A 17,494-nucleotide genomic window follows, 5' to 3' on the forward strand; every position below is an offset into this window, starting at 1 on the left:
GACTAATTCGTCACCGTCACTTCACTGTGCAGTACCACAGAAATCTGCCTATTGAGCAAGCTTTCGGGAATCACGGACCCAAGACCTGAGTCCAATGCAAACTCAATCAATTGGCTCTTACTGTTAGCATCAAATTTTTGCTTGAGGCGTGCCACGTGTCCCTCAACCGTTTTGATCGAAATCGTCAGGATCTGTGCAATGTACTGAGGCTTCTTTCCAAATAGCAGTAAAAATAGTACTTCGGACTCACGTGAAGTGAGTTTTTTATTGAGCTTTGATTGCCTTGGCTCTGAGCCCGCAATCGAACCATCGCATTTCTTGGCACTGGTCGCTTGGCAAACCCAGTGACCCACCTCCAAAATGGCAGTGTCGGTCAGTTCTTGACCATAGAAGATGGTTCCCTGTACTTCACCGTAGTCGTCGAGCCAAGGTGTTTTGGTAAAAATATGGGCGTGCCAACGGCCATCAGGGTAAGGATGAATATCTAGAATTTTTAAAGTCTTACGTGTTTCCATCACGTATTTATCTTGCGCTCTGAAGTCCTGCGCACATTCCGTTGTTTGGCTTGGCATATCGAAGTCTGTCAAACCTGCGCAGTTTTGGCTGTCGGTTAAACCGATCAGTCGATTATAGGCCTGGTTAGCGTAAACAAAGACAGAATCAGTATCTTTGCATCCCCAGCAGCCCGGTAATTGTTCAAACAGAGAGCGTTGTATTGAGTTAAGTGTTTTCGACAAAATATTATCTCAGCTTCGGAACTAAGTTAATGATATCAGTTTCTTATAACGCTGTATCGAAAATTAGTGGGATCCGTTCGAAACGATGATCAAGGGAACGATGATCAAGGCTGGGAAGGGATCTTAGGTTGGGGGACGGGTGAAATGATATTAAGAATTGAGTCGCAAGAGCATATTTAAGGCAAAAAAAAGCCAGCCTGAAGACGGGCTGGCTAAAGACAAGTTCTGCCTTGTCGACGTGTAGAAGATTTCAGATTAATCCACGAGGGTCATGCAAATTAACCTGAGGTATCAGTGAGATACCCAGAGTGACTTACTACTCTGTCGACAAATTTACTCCTAGGAGTGCAAATGCATAAGGGGGGAATTCCCCTATAAACCAGACTCAATGCGACAAATGAGAGTTTAGAGTCCGGTTTTGTGTCACTGAGCGAGTCATCGAAGACTTATAGCTCTCGTAATACCCTAAAGCCTAGGTGATTGGCCGCGGTTGTTGGCGGAACGTACAGTTCAGTGAAGACCTTCGCCTCTTCTGGAGAGAAGCTCCACGCACCACCTTTCGCGATGCCTTTCTGGTTGGTTGTCCACTCCCAAACATTACCTACCATGTCGTAGAACCCAGTTGGAGTCGGTAAGAATGATTTCACTGGCGAGGTGCTCACGTTTGACCAAGGCGTTCCTGCCCAGCCTGTATTGGCTTTGCCTGAGTGAAATTCGTTACCCCACCAGAAGTTGGTGTCTTGGCCTGCACGTGCTGCCGCTTCCCACTCCTGTGGAGTAGGTAGACGATAGGTAAAGCCTGTTTTTTTAGATAACCAACGCGTGTAAGCCTTGGCATCGTTTTGACTGACACAGACCACAGGTGAGCTGTCAGCTTGCTTAAAGCCAGGGTTTCGCCAGTAACTATTAGACACGGCGGTGATCTCGGTATTGGCGAAGGTGTCGCAAGTGTTCATTAACTCTGCGTCTGTTTGGTAGCCAGTACTATCGATGAAGGCTTTAAAGTCTTGAACTTGGGTTGGTGTTGCCGCGAGAGCAAATGGCTTTTTGATCGTCACTTGTTTGGCATTATTCTCACCTAACAGGTAGCGACCCGCGCCAACAACAATCATTTCTGGGCTTTGGTTATCATCACCCATAGGGTCAGCAAACTTGCTGCCGACGTTGAGCTTATTTTGCTTAGCTTGTAGTACGGCTCTTAGGTTGTGATCGCGCGTGATTTTCAGCTCTTGATGGAAAGAGAGATAACCCTCTTTTTCAATCGTCACCATGTGCTGGCCTGTTGGTAACATTACTTCAACTGGAGTGCTACCGTAGTTAACACCATTGATAGTTACCTTGTCATTGTACTGGTTTGAACGAACCACCAAGTTAACCCAAGCGACCTCTTTTTGTTGGTCGTCGGCTTTCTGGTCGGTTTCTGTAAAGCAGTGAGATGATTGAATGCCAAGCAGGCGACAAGGTGTGTTCTTGTCAGGACGAGTTTCTAGGCTTGCGGTGATGTTTGCTTGGTAACGGTTTTCGGCACCAAACCCTGAGCTTGTTACTTTGTGTTGTAGAACGTGAATGTTGAGCGATGTCGATGCCAAATGCTCTTTCGCTTTTTTTGATTCTGTAGCGTTGTCGATCACACTGTTCTGGAACTGCTCGACAGCTTTTTGAAGCGCCAATGTCACCGTTTGATCCGAGCACTGCGCTAGTGTCATATCATCGCTGCAGCGGTTGGTAAAACTAACTGTTTTCTCCTCAGCTTTGGTGATTTCACCTCTGAGTCGGTCTGCTCTCGCTCGCAGTTTATCCTTGTTCAGATCTGCGATTAACGCTTCAATTGCACTCTTTTCTGTTTGGAAAGCCTCTAGCTCCATCATCAACGCTTGTTGCTTTTGCTCTGAGTCAGAAACAGCAAGTTTTCCCTCTTTTACCAATTTCCAAGCATCTTGGAACTGGTTTTGAGCGGACGATATATCGAAATCGGGCTCATCAATCATGCGAGTGTAGTCTTGCTCTAGGCTTGCCTTCGCCACGGTAAGCTTTTGCTCAGATTGTTCAAATAACTGAGTAAGACGGGCGATTTGCTGTGCTTGAATGTCAACTTGGTTCTGTTTTTCCGCAATCTTCTTCTCGACAGCCGCCAAATCGGCATGTTTGTCGAAAAGTGAGCTTTCAATGTTGATGACAGAGGCGGTGACTACGGGTGGTGTCTCTTCAGCGACAACAGCTGGAGTCATTAAACTAGGAGCAAGTGCAAACAATAGAGTGGGTAAACCTTGGCGCATGGTGGGCTACTTCATTCGTAAATGGGTGAATCAAATGTGTAAGCGAAAGCCATATTGGCTGCAGTTGAGTTGTATCACTATCAACACAATGGAGAGTTTTATATCGGCTTAGTTCTGTAATAGCACTAAGCCGATAGACAGGTTTTAGCTTTCCTTGTTTGGAAGAAGCTTAACCCAGATAGTATCGCTGCCGTTGACGGTTACTGTGCGGTTGTAAGATTCGTAACCTTGTTTTGATACAGTGACTTGGTGGCGACCGCTTGGTAGCGCAACCTGAAGAGGTGTACTGCCATACTTGATGCCGTTGATGGTCACAGAGTCATTGTATTGGTCAGAACGCACGGTCACGTTGGCCCATTGCTTATTGTTCTTGTCAGTCGCTGCCGCGTCACTGCCCGTTAAACAGTAGCGTGTTGATACGTTCAACAGGTTACATGCGGCAATGGCTTCTGGTTTTGCTTGCAACTGAGCTTGCATTTGCATGAAGTACGAGTTGTTACCAGAGAAGCCACTCTTGATCGGTTGGCTGTCTTGAACATGGATATTCAGTTGAACACCCTGTAAGTTTTGTTTCGCTAATGTGCTTTCTGTGAGCTGCTCAAGCAACTGGCTCTTGAACGTTTGAACCGCTTTTTGGTTGGTTAGGTATTTACCTTGAGCCGTACACTCACCCAGTGTCATTGTCGACGCACAAGTGGTGGTGTAGCTGGTTTCTAGAACTGCACTTTCGCGTAGTTCTGTTGCAATACGTTTTACACGTGCTTCAACTTTTAGCTCTTTTAGATTGGCCAACTCATTGTTCAGACGTGCTTGCTTTTGCTTGATTTGAGAAAGGTGAATTTCGCTCTCGTTGATCGCTTGTTGGTTGTCTAGCTGAGCCGATTGATTTTCTTTAACGGCTGCCCAAGCATCTTGGTAGCTTTTCTGAAAAGAGATGAGATCGGTTTCTGGATCTTCGAGTAGACGGCTGTATTGTTTATCGAGTGCAGACTTGGCTCTATTACGTTTTGCCTTGAGTTCTTCACCCTCACGCACCAATTTGCTGTTCTTGTTTTGTAGCTCTTTTAGTGTCTCAGTAGCCGATACTTGTGTCGCTGAAATACGCTCAATATCTGAGTTCTTGTCGGTGAGTTTTGCATCGATAGCTGAAACGGGATCGACTTGATTCAGTTCTTCAGCTGATACCGATGCAGATACCCAAAGAGGGGATAGCGCAAGCAAAAGCGCTGAAATTCGAAAGTTAGTCATAGGTCCCTGCAACTTATAGATTGAAATTGGCTCGGTGATAAAGTGTCTACTTCCTAGTTGTAAGTCACTAGTTTATTAGCAATTAACACAGTACCCGACTTTATACCGTTTTATTCCCTTGCAATCTACTCAAATAGGTAGACTTATTACTAATTTTTATAAATTGAAGGTGATTTATTTGAGCTATATACGAAAATTTTCCGTAATGCTCTATCGATGAGATTCTCAATTATGAGTCAAGCAGAGCAGGAGTGGCGGCTCATTTTACTCTGGGTACTAAAAGTTGGTTTTACACTCCCCGTAGTTTATACACTCTTGATCATCTTTCCGGAGGCATGATCACCGTGATCGCAGTAATGATCATTTGGTTATTGCGTGTGCTAAATGACTCTCATGATCATTTACAAATTCATCTTAGGCTAAAATCAGAGTATTATTCCCGATCTGTAACTATCAAAACTGTTTCGACATGCCAAAATTACCCATCATGCCCAATCTCGATCTTTCACCGCTAGGCTTATCAGGCCCTCGCCCTGCTGAGATCGTGACTCTGCCATCTCATATGGACTGTCACGAGCATCAGTATTCGCAAGTGGTGATTGGGCTAAAAGGGCAAGCCGAGTTTGAAGTCAGTGGTAAGGGCAATTTAGTCGGGCCGGGTCAAGGTTGTGTGGTAACGGCTTGCTCTGATCATGCTTTCGGTGGTGTGGTTGGACAGTCGGACATCTTGGTGTTGAATATGCCTCTGCCAAGTAATGATGACCCTTTGATGTTAGAGAAAATCAATCAGCTCGCATCGTCCAATGTTTACTTTCAATTGGATGGGCAGATCCAAAAGCTGATTCAGATGCTTGTGCAAGAGATGCAAGCGAACCCAGATGATCTGTTGCTCAGCCGCGCCTGCAATGACACTGTGATCGCACTGTTGCAGCGTCATATCTCCGAATTTGAAACGTCCGTTAAAGAGTCACGCTTTGATCTTGAAGCGCTTGATCGCTATATCGAGCAGCATTTAGCAAATAAGATCTCAGTGGCGCAATTGGCGGGTAGCGTGTTTTTAGGTGAGAGCCAGTTCCATATGCTGTTTAAAGAGCAGATGGGCATTACGCCACATCAATATGTGCTAGGTAAGCGAATTGACCGCGCTCGCCGCTTAATTGAACAAGGAAACCTTAGCCTCGGTCAGGTTGCTGAGTTGGCTGGTTTCTCTGGTCAATCCTCCTTTACCCACACTTTTTCCCGCCTTCAGGGGATGTCACCATCTCAATACAAAAAGCAAATAAGTGTTAAATAGTGAAACAAAACGGCACATTCGTTTGAAGTTTCATATGTGATGATGTTTTTGTTTTGTTAATAAAGCGAGTTTTTAGCAAAAAACTCGGAGTTTTTGACAAGTATTCCTTATATACTCTCAATACACTGCAGCCATTGTAGAAATCTCGGACGTTTTTTGTTCGGGTGTGAGATTAAGGAAAACGCATGTTTACAGCTACTGATGTGTTAAAACCAGAGTTCAACGAGCAATCGCTTGGTGAGCTGTGGTCGCTTATCTCACCATTATATATGGTGGATGAAACCCAATGGCTAGAGCAACTTCTGCCGCTAGCTACGCCTTCTGAGTCTGAAAAGCAACAAATCACGGACAAGACAACCTCGCTTATCGAAACGATTCGTGCAGACAAAACATCGATTCAAATGATCGATGCGCTGCTGCTTGAATACAGCTTAGATACGCAAGAAGGTATTTTGTTGATGTGTCTTGCAGAAGCACTAATGCGTATCCCTGATGCTGCCACTGCTGATGCATTGATTCGTGACAAGCTCAGCGTTGCTGACTGGAAATCTCACCTGAAGAACTCTGACTCTGTGTTTGTGAATGCATCCACTTGGGGTCTGATGCTAACAGGCAAGGTTGTGGGTCTTTCATCGAATGAGCAGAGCCCAGCTCAGGCGGTAAACCGTCTAGTGAACAAACTTTCAGAGCCTGTGATTCGTAAAGCGATGCACCAAGCGATGAAAGTAATGGGTCATCAGTTTGTTTTGGGTCGCAGCATTGCTGAGGCACAAAAGAACGGCAAACCAATGCGTGACAAAGGCTTTACCTATTCATACGACATGCTAGGTGAAGCTGCATTAACGACAGCTGACGCAAACAAGTACTTTAAAGATTACCTAATGGCGATTGAAGCTGTAGGTCGAGACAACTATGTTTCTCCAAAATCGAATGTTTCATCAAAATCTAGCCCAGCGCCATCTGTCTCTATCAAGCTTTCTGCACTTCACCCTCGTTACGAAGTGGCGAATGAAGAACGTGTATTGACTGAGCTGTGCGACACGCTAGAGCAGCTACTGCGCCGCGCGATTGAGCTTGATGTTGCGATTACCATTGATGCAGAAGAAGCGGACCGTTTAGAGCTGTCTCTGAAACTGTTTGAGAAGCTTTACCGCAGCGAGCTTGTGAAAGGTTGGGGTAAGTTTGGTCTGGTTATTCAAGCATACTCTAAGCGTGCACTACCGGTATTGGTTTGGTTAAACCGTTTAGCAAAAGAGCAGGGCGATCTGATCCCACTGCGTTTGGTAAAAGGTGCGTACTGGGATAGCGAGATCAAATGGTCGCAACAAGCGGGCTTTGATAACTACCCAGTTTACACACGCAAAGAAGCGACCGATGTTGCTTACTTAGCATGTGCGCGTTACCTGCTAAGCCCAAGTGTTCGTGGCAATATTTTCCCGCAGTTCGCGAGCCACAACGCGCACACCGTTTCTGCTATTGCAGTAATGGCAGACCACAAAGACTTTGAATTCCAACGCCTGCACGGTATGGGTGATTCCCTGTACAACCACGCGATGGAAGCTTACCAACAGTCAGTGCGTATCTACGCGCCAGTCGGTAGCCATAAGGATCTACTTCCTTACCTAGTACGTCGTCTACTTGAGAACGGTGCGAATAGCTCGTTTGTACACCGCTTAGTTGATGCTCGTTGCCCTGTGGCAGAGCTAACTCAACATCCAGTAGACATGCTTTTGGCGTTCGATACGTTGAACAACACTAAGATCCCACTGCCACCATCGGTATTCCCTGAGCGTAAAAACTCTTACGGTGTGAACATTGATATCGAAAGTGAAGCGCACAGTTTTGAAGAGCAAGTTAAAAGCTTCTTGGATAAACAGTGGACTGCTGGCCCGATCATCAACGGTGAAGCTCTTGCCGAAAGCATGATCAAGGCAGATCAGAATGTTGAACAAGTAACAGCGCCTTACGATCGTCGTATTAATGTGGGTCAGGTGGCTTTTGCAAACCTTGATCATGTTTCCGAAGCGATCAGTGGTGCCGATGCGGCGTTCGCAGATTGGAATGCGACTTCTGTTGAGGTTAAAGCGGCGGCTCTTGAGAAGCTGGCTGATCTGATGGAAGAGAATCTAGCTGAGCTGGTGGCAATTTGTCATCAAGAAGCGGGTAAGACGATTCACGATAGCATCGATGAAGTGCGTGAAGCAGTAGACTTTTGTCGTTACTACGCAAAACAAGCAGACAACCTACAAGAATTCGAACTGAAAGGCTTTGATGGCCAAGTTCGTTTGGCGTCTCGTCAAGGTCGTGGTGTGTTTGTATGTATCAGCCCTTGGAACTTCCCATTGGCGATCTTCCTTGGCCAAATCACAGCGGCATTGGTTGCAGGTAACACTGTGGTAGCGAAACCAGCAGAACAAACCAGCTTAATCGCTGCTCGCGCGGTCGAGTTGATGCAGCAAGCAGGTTTCCCTGCAGGCACAATTCAGCTTCTACCAGGTCGCGGTGCAGAAATCGGTAGCGCACTGACCAGCCATGATGCGATTGCAGGTGTGGCATTTACTGGCTCTACGCCAACGGCTCAACGTATCAATGTGTCATTGGCAAGCCGCACAGCTAAGCCAGTACCATTTATCGCGGAAACTGGCGGTCAGAATGCAATGATCGTCGATAGTACTGCACTTCCAGAGCAGGTCGTACGTGACGTTATTCGTTCAGCGTTCGCGTCTGCAGGTCAGCGTTGTTCTGCACTGCGTGTGCTTTACATCCAAGAGGACATTGCCGATCGCGTTGTTGCTCTTATTCAAGGTGCAATGAACGAGCTGAGTGTGGGTATCCCGCATCTGCACAAAACTGATGTTGGCCCTGTTATCGATAGCAATGCGAAACAGAAGCTCATGACTCACCTTGAGAACATGACTAACACACAGAAGCGTGTTGCTCAGTTAACGCTAAGCGATGCGTGTGAACATGGTGACTTTGTTCCACCAAGCGCTTTCGAGATCAACGATATTAGCTGCCTAACTGAAGAGCAGTTTGGCCCAGTGCTACACATTGTTCGCTACAAAGCGAGCGAGTTGGCACAAGTGGTTGAGCAGATAAACCAAACAGGCTTCGGGCTGACTATGGGTATTCATAGCCGTAACGAAACCACTTACCGTTGGATTGAAAAACACGTGCGTGTGGGTAACTGCTACATCAACCGTGACCAAGTTGGTGCGGTGGTTGGTGTGCAGCCATTCGGTGGTCAAGGTTTATCAGGAACAGGACCGAAAGCGGGTGGACCACACTACCTATACCGCTTCACCGATGTTCACTTTTCTCAAGCGCAAGCATAAGGAGCGATATCATGGTTCATCAAGTGACAGGTTTTTCCGATGCATTTCAAGCGTGGGAACAGTGGAACCTAACCGATTTTGATCACAAGAGTGCTCAAATTCTGGCATTAAAATCTGAGATCGAGAGTCAATCAGCGCCATTGGCGTCGGTGGCTGGCTATCACATCGAGCAGGCCTCTTCTCTATTAGAAAAAGAGCACCTACTCGTAGGGCCTACTGGTGAGACTAATGAGCTATACGCGGCTGGCCGTGGTGTGGCTTTGGTTATCGTTGATGAGACTCAATATTCACTGCCAAAGCTGCAAACAGCGACAGCAATGCTGACTGCAGCACTTATCGCAGGTAACAGCGTGATTGTGTGTAGTGATGATACTCAGTTCAACACCCTGATCGCGGATGCAGCAAAACAAGCGAATCTGCCATCAAACCTTGTTCAAACGACATCGTTCGATGCGTCTCAACAGCTACTAGCTTGTGACGTTCGCAGCGTGGCGTATGTGGGTAATCCACAAACTGAACAAGCGATTAATTTACAACTTGCTAAGCGAGACGGCGCTATCGTCGGTTTAGTGTCTGAAACGGATCTGACAGCAATGCATGTTGCTCACGATCCACACCTATCGTTGCGCTTTATTACCGAGCGTACACGAACCATAAATATAACAGCCGTGGGTGGTAACGCGACCTTGCTCGAGCTTGGAAGTGAAGCCCACTAACCTTCAACACCACTGATTACTGGAGGCAACTTCGGTTGCGCCAAGACATCAGGAACCCTATCTGACAAAACTTGGCCAACATTATGTTGGCTAAGTTTTATTGGCTAGGCATGGAAGGATTTTTTCTAAATGAGGACTATCAAATGATAGAAAACAGTTTTGCAATAACATCGACGTTCATTGCGTATCTAATTATGATGCTGGCAATCGGGGTTATTGCTTACAAACGTACATCTAACTCAACAGACTACTTTCTTGGTGGTCGTGCTCTAGGCCCTTGGCCTGCAGCACTTTCTGCTGGTGCGTCTGATATGAGTGGCTGGCTACTACTAGGCTTGCCGGGCTACGCATACGCAGCAGGTTTTGAAGCGTTCTGGTTGGCTGGTGGCCTACTAGTGGGTACTTGGGCTAACTGGCTAATCAGTGCTAAGCGTCTTCGTACTTACAGCATTACAACAGATGCATTGACGCTACCTGAGTTCCTATCTCGTCGTTTCAATGATACGTCTAAGCTGATCCAAACAATTTCTGCTTTCTTCATTCTTCTCTTCTTCCTTTTCTACACGAGCTCAGGCTTAGTAGCGGGCGGTAAGTTGTTTGAAACAGTATTTGGCTTAGATTACACCACAGCGGTTATCATCGGCACTGTATGTGTTGTGTCGTACACGCTATTTGGTGGCTTCCTAGCGGTATCTTGGACTGACCTTGTACAGGGTCTACTGATGTCTGCAGCACTACTTATCGTGCCAATCGCAGCGATGAACGGTGGCCTTGGTCAACTGTCTAGTGATCTGCACAACATTAACCCAGAGCTACTAACGCTGTGGAATGATGCAAAGGGTGAGCCTCTATCAGCTATCGCAATCATCTCTCTAGCGGCATGGGGTCTAGGTTACTTTGGTCAGCCACACATCCTAGCGCGTTTCAAAGCAACACGTACTAACAAAGACCTAGGCACAGCACGTCGTATCGCAGTGGTATGGACTGCACTGTCTATGGCGGGTGCGATGTTAGTTGGTTTGGTTGGTCTTATCTACGTGACCAACTCTGGTGCACCTAAACTGGATGATGGCGAGAAGATCTTTATGCTTCTTGTTAACGCAATGTTCCACCCAGTAATCGCTGGTATCCTATTGGCAGCTATCCTAGCGGCAATCATGAGTACTGCGGATTCACAACTTCTTGTATCTTCATCAGCAATGGCAGAAGACCTTTACAAGCAAGTTCTGAAGAAAGATGCGACATCTGAAGAGATCGTTCGTGTAGGTCGCTTTGCGGTAATCATCATCTCTCTTATCGCGCTATTCCTAGCGATGACGCCAGACAGCTCTGTACTTGGCCTTGTGTCTTACGCTTGGGCTGGTTTTGGTGCTGCATTTGGTCCAGCTATCGTGATGAGCCTGTACTGGTCTCGTATGAACCGTAACGGCGCTCTAGCGGGTATCGTTGTGGGTGGTGTGACTATCGTACTTTGGAAACAGTTCACGGGCGGTTGGTTCGACGTGTACGAAATCGTACCGGGCATCATCTTCTCTACGATCTCTATCGTGGTTGTAAGCCTAATTACTGGTGAGCCAGAAGAGTCTGTTAAGAAGCAACACGAGAAATTTGAAAAGCAATTAGTTGAACTAGACTAATTCTTTACACGCCAATCTATTGAAACAAAGAGTCACTTCGGTGGCTCTTTTTTTATGTCTGTACCTATCCATTGAAAAGTCATGCTGTTCTCTAAGATATGGCTTGTGAAGGTTCGTATGAACGGAGGGATGGTTTATATCTTTCGGCTCATCATTTTTTCTTAGCAGCTCAGAAGATGAATGTTCGATGTAGGTCTCAAACTAACAGAACGACAAATTAGAATTGTCTTTTCGATGACTTTCTAAACAAGTTTACATTGTAAATTATCGGCGCTTTGTGACCGAGTCTTTCATAGGGCTGAATGAATACTAAGCTCGCCTTGGTTCAAAAAACAGTTTACCGATACGGTGTTTTTTTGAACTTAGCCCTCATTTTTATAAATCATACGGTGAATGTTTGAACTGAATTGGACATGATGTGTCAATTGTCAGTAATGAGGACAAGCCGGATAGGATAAAGGTATGCCAGATCTATATTGCAAAACGTGTAAGAAAACCACTCACCACAAGTCGATCATGAAGCGTTGTGAGATCGCGCCGGAAACCTTATCAGGCCGTATGTTGTTGCTTACCTCAAAACTGTTTAGTGGCACTCAGTACTATGATATGGAAGTTCAACACTTTTGCAGAACATGTAATTGCCGAGCTGAAGATCTTCCTCAGAAAGAGAACGAAAATGTTGCTGCGCAAGTTGGGCTTGCTTAACTTTTGAACGCTCGTCTCTGAGAGAGTTACCTGATTTTAAAGACGATACGGCTACGGGAATAGCCATTAAAAAACCTCCACGAAGGAGGTTTGATGTGCTTAAGCGGCTTGCTTGAAACCTTCTGGTTCAACGGGAAAGCCATCTAATTTAACTTCCCAGCCGTAGCTTGAATATTCGTTTGCAAGTGCTTGTGCGACATCTTTAGATACGGTTGCTCGAGTCCATAAGCCAATGCCGTAAGGTTTGTATGCGATTTCTTGTGTTTTCATATATAGAGTCATCCTTTCTCTTTGTGCAATCTATTATTCACACACCCCTCAATAGATACTTTTCTCTATAGCTCAACTTATTTGTTAAAAAGGTCAATTTTATAACATTATATTAACAGCGTGAAATTGAATTTATAAGCTGTCGGTATGTGTATTTGTGTTTATATCTTTCATGTAAATATAGCGTTGTCGATCGGTTTTAAATTCTGTGAGCCGTGCTCTGCTGGTTTTGGTTAAGCATGGAATATACTCACCTTATATTGAGACTGTTTATAGAGATGTTATGCCTCAACACCAATTGGATCGTATCGATAAAGAGATACTTCGAATCTTACATATGAAGGGCCGACTGCCTGTGGTTGAACTGGCCAAGCAGGTAAACCTGACAACCTCACCATGTTCAGATCGTTTGAAGCGTTTGGAGAAAGAGGGTTATATCACAGGCTATCACGCAGAACTGTGCTCAGAGAAGCTAGGCCTTGATGTTCAGGTGTTTATTCATATCCGTCTGGATCAAACCAGCTTTTCGATTTTTGATAAGTTTGCACAGGCCGTCGAAATGATGCCTGAAATTGAAGAGTGTTATTCGCTTTCTGGTGACTTCGACACAATGATCAAAGTGCGTGTAAAAGACATGAAGGCGTACCAGTCGTTTATGTCTACCAAGCTTGGAACGCTACCGGGCGTCATTCAGACCAGGAGTGAAGTGGTTATCGAAGAGCATAAAAAGGGGTTTGGCGTAAATCCAGAATTGCTTGCCACCTTGGGCTAGACCGAATTTAAGTTATTGTCACGGAAATAAAAAATGGAAGCCACACGGCTTCCATTTTACGTTCTAAAAGAGAAGATTAACGGTTTATAGAGTAATTGCCGCTGAGATAACGCCAATCACACCACCGAAAACACCACCCCAAACGACAAGCCAGCCTAGGTGCTCTTTAATCATCTTCTGCACCATCTCTTTCACGAGTTTTGGTGTTAGTTCGCTTAGGCGCTGATCGATAATGGCTTCAATGTTTTCTTTGATTTCATCCATCATTGCTGGAGATTCAAACTGCTCTTTCAGGGCATTTTTCACCGAGTCGCTCTGTCCGATCTCAATGATTGAAGTCTGCATCTTTTCTACAAATGGTTCTTTCAATGGCTGAAGCGCTTCTGTGCCGCCGAGCATTGCCAACATTCCGCCAAATTGAGAATTGGCGATCACTTCCACCAAGGAATCGAATGCAGGGTTAAGGTCAATCTTCTTGATCACTGGCTCTAGGTTCAGCGATTGCCCACCCGCCATTTCACTACTCAAGAAGCGGTCGATGTTACTTTCAGTAAAGAACTGTTCCATCATCAACTGCTTGATTGCAGCCTTAAATTGCTCAAAGCGCGCTGGAATCACACCAGAACCATACAATCCCGGCACTTTCTCAAACAGCATGTGAATAGCAAGCCAGTTGGTAATCGCGCCAGAAAATGCGAATAAGCCTGCGTAAAGTAAGTATTGGCTAGCCGTAAAGTAGCCCGCTGCTAGCAAAGCCAAAGCTACCGCATTAGTGATAACACTCTTGTTCATAGTTGATCTCTAGATTAAGTCTTGCGCGCATTTTAAAAAAAATTAGGAGAGAAACAAATAGAAAGCATCAAGGTTGTTCATGGATTTAGGCTATTTATGGGTTTACTGGCTTGTCACGGATTATCGTTTGATCGTTGACTTTGTTTGATAGTCAAACTACATTGATAGACAAGTATTTTGATTGTCAAACTAAACGGAATAACAATGAACCCTCAAGTTAAGCATTCGCACCACTTTTCTGCGCGTAACCAAACTGGTGAGCGACGGACTTTTTATGTCTTGTTGTTAACGGTGATTACTATGGTGGTGGAGATTGGGGCAGGGACGATATATGGCTCAATGGCGCTGTTAGCAGATGGCTGGCATATGGGGACCCACGCCGCCGCGTTTTGTATTACGCTGTTCGCGTATCGTTACGCGAAGAAGCATGAAAACAGCGAACGCTTTTCATTTGGTACAGGTAAAGTCAGTGTTTTGGGTGGCTACACCAGTGCCATTGCATTAGGGATCGTAGCGTTACTGATGTTTACTGAGTCTGTACATCGTTTGTTAAACCCACAAGCCATCCAGTTTAACGAAGCGATAGCGGTGGCGATTATTGGTTTAGCCGTGAATGTGGCAAGTATGTTTTTGCTGGGTGATCATCACCATCACGACCATCACGACCATCACGACCATCACGACCATCACGACCATGACCACAGCCACCATCATCATGATCACAACCTGAGAGCCGCTTACATGCATGTGTTGGCCGATGCGCTAACCTCTTTGCTGGCGATTGTGGCGCTGCTGTTTGGTAAGTTCTATGGCTGGAATTGGTTAGATGCGATCATGGGGATGGTCGGCGCGGTTGTTATCTTAAAGTGGACCATGAACCTACTCAAACAGACGAGTCCAATCCTGCTAGATGAAAGCATTGACTCAAACTATCGTCAGCAGATTATTGAAGAGCTTGCTCCGGATGCGGAGGTGATCGATCTGCACATATGGAGAATCAGCGGCCATCACTATTCAGCCGCGATTGCGTTGCAATCTGATGGTGACTTAACGGTGAATGACTTTAGGCAACGACTGGCGAAGTTTGATAAGATTAACCATCTTACTCTTGAATTAAATTAGTCATTTGCCATGCAAAACCTTGAACACCTAAGTCAGCTTATTACCGAATTCTACGACAAGATGTCTTCTTGGGAGCAGTCGGTTGTGAAAGATACGGGTTACTCGCTCGCTCAGGTACACACTATAGAGGTGTTAGGTGTTCATGGTGCTTTGCGTATGAAAGAGCTGTCTGAGAAGCTTGGAATCACGACAGGAACGCTAACGGTTCAGATCGAAAAGTTGGTCAAAGCGGAGTTAGTTAAACGTTGTGAACACCCAACAGACAGGCGCGCTATCGTGGTTGACTTAACTGAGGCAGGGCAGGAGATTCATACTCAACATAATCAGTTGCATCTCGATCTTGTGAATGACTTAACCAGTGGGATGTCGTCGGAAGAGACACAGATTCTGACGGCGTGCTTAGAGAAAATGAATCGTAAGTTCTAGTTGATAAAAAGCTAGCCAATAAAAAAGGCTAGCCTCCCCCCGAAGTCTAGCCTTATTCCAGAACGCGCAAGCGAAGCGTCTTTGTCTGTTAGCCATAGTATATAATTACGACATAACATTCTGCTACGTCCAATTTACGTCTATCTAACAAATTAGTGTGAATCGCCCCGCATATTTAAAACTGGATACAAATTAAGCGTTGGACGCTTGTTCCAGATCATCTCCGATAAAGCCACCGGTTTGGTGATTCCACAGTTGAGCATAGATGCCATCTTGTGAAATCAACTCTTGGTGCGTGCCTTCTTCTACGATGTTGCCCTGGTCGAGTACAATCAAACGATCCATCGCTGCAATCGTCGATAAGCGGTGCGCAATCGCAATCACCGTTTTACCTTCCATCAACTCAATCAGGCTCTCTTGGATTGCCGCTTCGACCTCAGAATCGAGCGCTGAAGTTGCCTCATCCAGTACCAATAACGGTGCATTCTTAAGAAGTACACGAGAAATCGCGATACGTTGACGCTGGCCACCAGACAGCTTCACACCACGCTCACCCACTTGAGCGTCGTAACCTAAGTTGCCGAACGGGTCGGTTAAGGTTTCGATAAACTCATGTGCATGCGCCTGTTTGGTTGCTGCATACAATTCCTCATCGGTTGCATCTGGACGACCATAAAGGATGTTGTCTTTGATAGAGCGATGCAGTAGCGAGGTGTCTTGTGTCACCATACCGATGTTGCTACGCAGCGAATCTTGAGTCACTTCCGCGATCTCTTGCCCATCAATTAAGATGCGACCTTTTTCAACGTCATGGAAGCGAAGTAGTAGGTTAACCAGCGTAGACTTACCTGCACCAGAGCGACCCACTAGGCCGACTTTTTCACCCGGTTTGATATTAAGGTTGAGGTTGTTGATTACCCCTTTGTTCTCACCGTAGTTAAAGCTGACATTATCAAAGTGGATACCACCTTGTGGCACTTTCAGCGGCTCTGCATTTGGTTTGTCTTGAATCGCAATCGGCTTGGCGAGTGTCTTCATGCCATCAATCACGGTACCCAAGTTTTCAAATAGGCCACCGATCTCCCACATGATCCACTTCGACATACCATTGATACGCAGTGCCAAACTGACCGCAATAGCAATTGCACCAACGGTGATCGCATCATCTAACCATAGGTAAATTGAGATGCCTGCAATGCTGAAAACCAGTAGGTAGTTAGCAAACTCAACCCACACGTTAAAGCCAGTGACTAAACGCATTTGGCGATAAACCGTATCAAGGAAGCCTTCCATTCCCTCTTCAGCGTATTCTGTCTCACGCTTGCTGTGTGAAAACAGCTTAACCGTCGCGATGTTGGTGTAGCTGTCCACGATTCGACCTGTCATCAAAGAACGTGCGTCAGCTTGCTCTGAAGAGACGTCCTTCAGCTTAGGCACGAAATGCAGCTGAATACCGATGTAAACGAACAGCCAGATCAGCATCGGAGCCATCAATCGCCAATCGGATTCTGCGAGCATAAACAGCATGGCCGTGAAGTAGACCGTTACGTAAACAAATACGTCGACCATTTTTGTGACCGTTTCACGCACCGCGAGAGACGTCTGCATTACCTTGGTTGCGACACGTCCGGCAAAGTCATCTTGATAGAAGGAGAGACTCTGCTTAAGAAGGTAGCGGTGAGCAAGCCAACGGATCGACATTGGGTAGTTGCCCAGCAAAGTTTGGTGAAGCAAGAGTGAATACACAGCGATCATTATTGGCATGACGACCAATAGTAGAATCCCTAAACCAATCAGAGTGGATTGATTGTCCGCTAGGAAGGTCTCTTTATTGCTGGTCGATAACCAATCCACGAGCTGACCCATATAGCCGAATAGGGCAACTTCGATGATCGCGATAGTCATACTCATTAAGCCGAGGAGCAGTAACGGTTTTTCAAAGCCGCGTGTGTAATGGCGACAAAAAGCCAATATGCCGCTTGGGGGCTGTATTGGTTCGTCTTTCGGGAAGGCCTCGGTAAAGCCTTCAAATTTCTTAAACATAGATTTCCCTTAGTCAACCTCTGCATCTGTGTGCAAAGTTGTAATTATTGTGGTGATGTTACGTCACGAGTAAAACAAGTCTATGACACCGCAATAAGCGAAATCATAGTTATATTTGAAT

Annotated in this window: 14 protein-coding genes; 8 read left to right on the forward strand and 6 right to left on the reverse strand. The window is 45.8% G+C overall.

Annotated features, from left to right (window positions below):
* Nucleotides 1-2: 2 nt before the first annotated feature.
* From L1D60_RS01480 to L1D60_RS01490, 3 genes are all read right to left on the reverse strand, one after another.
* On the reverse strand, nt 3-740 hold the full coding sequence (locus L1D60_RS01480; protein WP_345772860.1) for a helix-turn-helix transcriptional regulator: 738 nt from the start codon (nt 738-740) through the stop codon (nt 3-5).
* A gap of 443 nt (nt 741-1,183) precedes the next feature.
* Nucleotides 1,184-3,013, reverse strand: a complete 1,830-nt coding sequence (locus tag L1D60_RS01485; RefSeq protein ID WP_239839404.1) for an SUMF1/EgtB/PvdO family nonheme iron enzyme — start codon at nt 3,011-3,013, stop codon at nt 1,184-1,186.
* Between the two features lie 144 nt (nt 3,014-3,157).
* Nucleotides 3,158-4,261: a PEGA domain-containing protein gene (locus tag L1D60_RS01490; RefSeq protein WP_239839405.1), complete on the reverse strand. Its 1,104-nt coding sequence runs from the start codon at nt 4,259-4,261 to the stop codon at nt 3,158-3,160.
* A 469-nt stretch (nt 4,262-4,730) separates the two neighbouring features.
* Between L1D60_RS01490 and L1D60_RS01495 the strand changes: the two genes are divergently transcribed.
* From L1D60_RS01495 to L1D60_RS01515, 5 genes are all read left to right on the forward strand, one after another.
* On the forward strand, nt 4,731-5,555 hold the full coding sequence (locus L1D60_RS01495) for an AraC family transcriptional regulator (protein WP_239839406.1): 825 nt from the start codon (nt 4,731-4,733) through the stop codon (nt 5,553-5,555).
* A gap of 185 nt (nt 5,556-5,740) precedes the next feature.
* Nucleotides 5,741-8,890 (forward strand): bifunctional proline dehydrogenase/L-glutamate gamma-semialdehyde dehydrogenase PutA, encoded by a 3,150-nt coding sequence (gene putA / locus L1D60_RS01500; RefSeq protein ID WP_239839407.1) that lies wholly within the window; start codon nt 5,741-5,743, stop codon nt 8,888-8,890.
* Nucleotides 8,891-8,901: 11 nt separating this feature from the next.
* Nucleotides 8,902-9,606, forward strand: a complete 705-nt coding sequence (locus L1D60_RS01505) for a 1-pyrroline-5-carboxylate dehydrogenase (RefSeq protein ID WP_239839408.1) — start codon at nt 8,902-8,904, stop codon at nt 9,604-9,606.
* A 110-nt stretch (nt 9,607-9,716) separates the two neighbouring features.
* A complete protein-coding gene (gene putP, locus L1D60_RS01510; protein WP_239840427.1) occupies nt 9,717-11,243 on the forward strand; it encodes a sodium/proline symporter PutP in 1,527 nt (508 codons plus the stop codon).
* Between the two features lie 462 nt (nt 11,244-11,705).
* The gene (locus L1D60_RS01515; RefSeq protein WP_239839409.1) at nt 11,706-11,948 is read left to right on the forward strand and encodes a hypothetical protein; all 243 of its coding nucleotides are present in this window, start codon (nt 11,706-11,708) and stop codon (nt 11,946-11,948) included.
* A gap of 99 nt (nt 11,949-12,047) precedes the next feature.
* Here the strand turns inward: L1D60_RS01515 and L1D60_RS01520 are convergent, their stop codons facing one another.
* The gene (locus L1D60_RS01520; protein WP_239839410.1) at nt 12,048-12,218 is read right to left on the reverse strand and encodes a hypothetical protein; all 171 of its coding nucleotides are present in this window, start codon (nt 12,216-12,218) and stop codon (nt 12,048-12,050) included.
* A 283-nt stretch (nt 12,219-12,501) separates the two neighbouring features.
* Between L1D60_RS01520 and L1D60_RS01525 the strand changes: the two genes are divergently transcribed.
* Entirely contained in the window at nt 12,502-12,990 is a 489-nt protein-coding gene (locus tag L1D60_RS01525; RefSeq protein WP_239839411.1) for an Lrp/AsnC ligand binding domain-containing protein, read from the forward strand.
* An 84-nt stretch (nt 12,991-13,074) separates the two neighbouring features.
* Here L1D60_RS01525 and L1D60_RS01530 read toward each other — a convergent pair whose 3' ends face one another.
* Nucleotides 13,075-13,782, reverse strand: coding sequence for a DUF445 domain-containing protein (locus tag L1D60_RS01530; RefSeq protein WP_239839412.1), 708 nt, complete (start codon nt 13,780-13,782; stop codon nt 13,075-13,077).
* A gap of 204 nt (nt 13,783-13,986) precedes the next feature.
* On the opposite strand from L1D60_RS01530, the gene dmeF reads away from it, so the two are divergent.
* On the forward strand, nt 13,987-14,904 hold the full coding sequence (dmeF, locus tag L1D60_RS01535) for a CDF family Co(II)/Ni(II) efflux transporter DmeF (RefSeq protein ID WP_239839413.1): 918 nt from the start codon (nt 13,987-13,989) through the stop codon (nt 14,902-14,904).
* A gap of 9 nt (nt 14,905-14,913) precedes the next feature.
* Nucleotides 14,914-15,330 (forward strand): MarR family transcriptional regulator, encoded by a 417-nt coding sequence (locus tag L1D60_RS01540; RefSeq protein ID WP_239839414.1) that lies wholly within the window; start codon nt 14,914-14,916, stop codon nt 15,328-15,330.
* Nucleotides 15,331-15,522: 192 nt separating this feature from the next.
* On the opposite strand, the gene L1D60_RS01545 is transcribed toward L1D60_RS01540, so the two are convergent.
* The gene (locus L1D60_RS01545) at nt 15,523-17,373 is read right to left on the reverse strand and encodes an ABC transporter ATP-binding protein (protein WP_239839415.1); all 1,851 of its coding nucleotides are present in this window, start codon (nt 17,371-17,373) and stop codon (nt 15,523-15,525) included.
* Between the last annotated feature and the right edge of the window lie 121 nt (nt 17,374-17,494).

Source organism: Vibrio sp. Isolate30 (assembly GCF_022397975.1).
GTDB classification, from domain to species: Bacteria; Pseudomonadota; Gammaproteobacteria; order Enterobacterales; family Vibrionaceae; genus Vibrio; species Vibrio fortis.

What these genes read in the sequence shown, in the direction of transcription:
- L1D60_RS01485 (WP_239839404.1), bottom strand. Translation starts at nt 3,013, where the DNA reads ATGCGCCAAGGTTTACCCACTCTATTGTTTGCACTTGCTCCTAGTTTA.
- L1D60_RS01490 (WP_239839405.1), bottom strand. Translation starts at nt 4,261, where the DNA reads ATGACTAACTTTCGAATTTCAGCGCTTTTGCTTGCGCTATCCCCTCTT.
- L1D60_RS01495 (WP_239839406.1), top strand. Translation starts at nt 4,731, where the DNA reads ATGCCAAAATTACCCATCATGCCCAATCTCGATCTTTCACCGCTAGGC.
- putA (WP_239839407.1), top strand. Translation starts at nt 5,741, where the DNA reads ATGTTTACAGCTACTGATGTGTTAAAACCAGAGTTCAACGAGCAATCG.
- L1D60_RS01505 (WP_239839408.1), top strand. Translation starts at nt 8,902, where the DNA reads ATGGTTCATCAAGTGACAGGTTTTTCCGATGCATTTCAAGCGTGGGAA.
- putP (WP_239840427.1), top strand. Translation starts at nt 9,717, where the DNA reads ATGGAAGGATTTTTTCTAAATGAGGACTATCAAATGATAGAAAACAGT.
- L1D60_RS01515 (WP_239839409.1), top strand. Translation starts at nt 11,706, where the DNA reads ATGCCAGATCTATATTGCAAAACGTGTAAGAAAACCACTCACCACAAG.
- L1D60_RS01520 (WP_239839410.1), bottom strand. Translation starts at nt 12,218, where the DNA reads ATGAAAACACAAGAAATCGCATACAAACCTTACGGCATTGGCTTATGG.
- L1D60_RS01525 (WP_239839411.1), top strand. Translation starts at nt 12,502, where the DNA reads ATGCCTCAACACCAATTGGATCGTATCGATAAAGAGATACTTCGAATC.
- L1D60_RS01530 (WP_239839412.1), bottom strand. Translation starts at nt 13,782, where the DNA reads ATGAACAAGAGTGTTATCACTAATGCGGTAGCTTTGGCTTTGCTAGCA.
- dmeF (WP_239839413.1), top strand. Translation starts at nt 13,987, where the DNA reads ATGAACCCTCAAGTTAAGCATTCGCACCACTTTTCTGCGCGTAACCAA.
- L1D60_RS01540 (WP_239839414.1), top strand. Translation starts at nt 14,914, where the DNA reads ATGCAAAACCTTGAACACCTAAGTCAGCTTATTACCGAATTCTACGAC.
- L1D60_RS01545 (WP_239839415.1), bottom strand. Translation starts at nt 17,373, where the DNA reads ATGTTTAAGAAATTTGAAGGCTTTACCGAGGCCTTCCCGAAAGACGAA.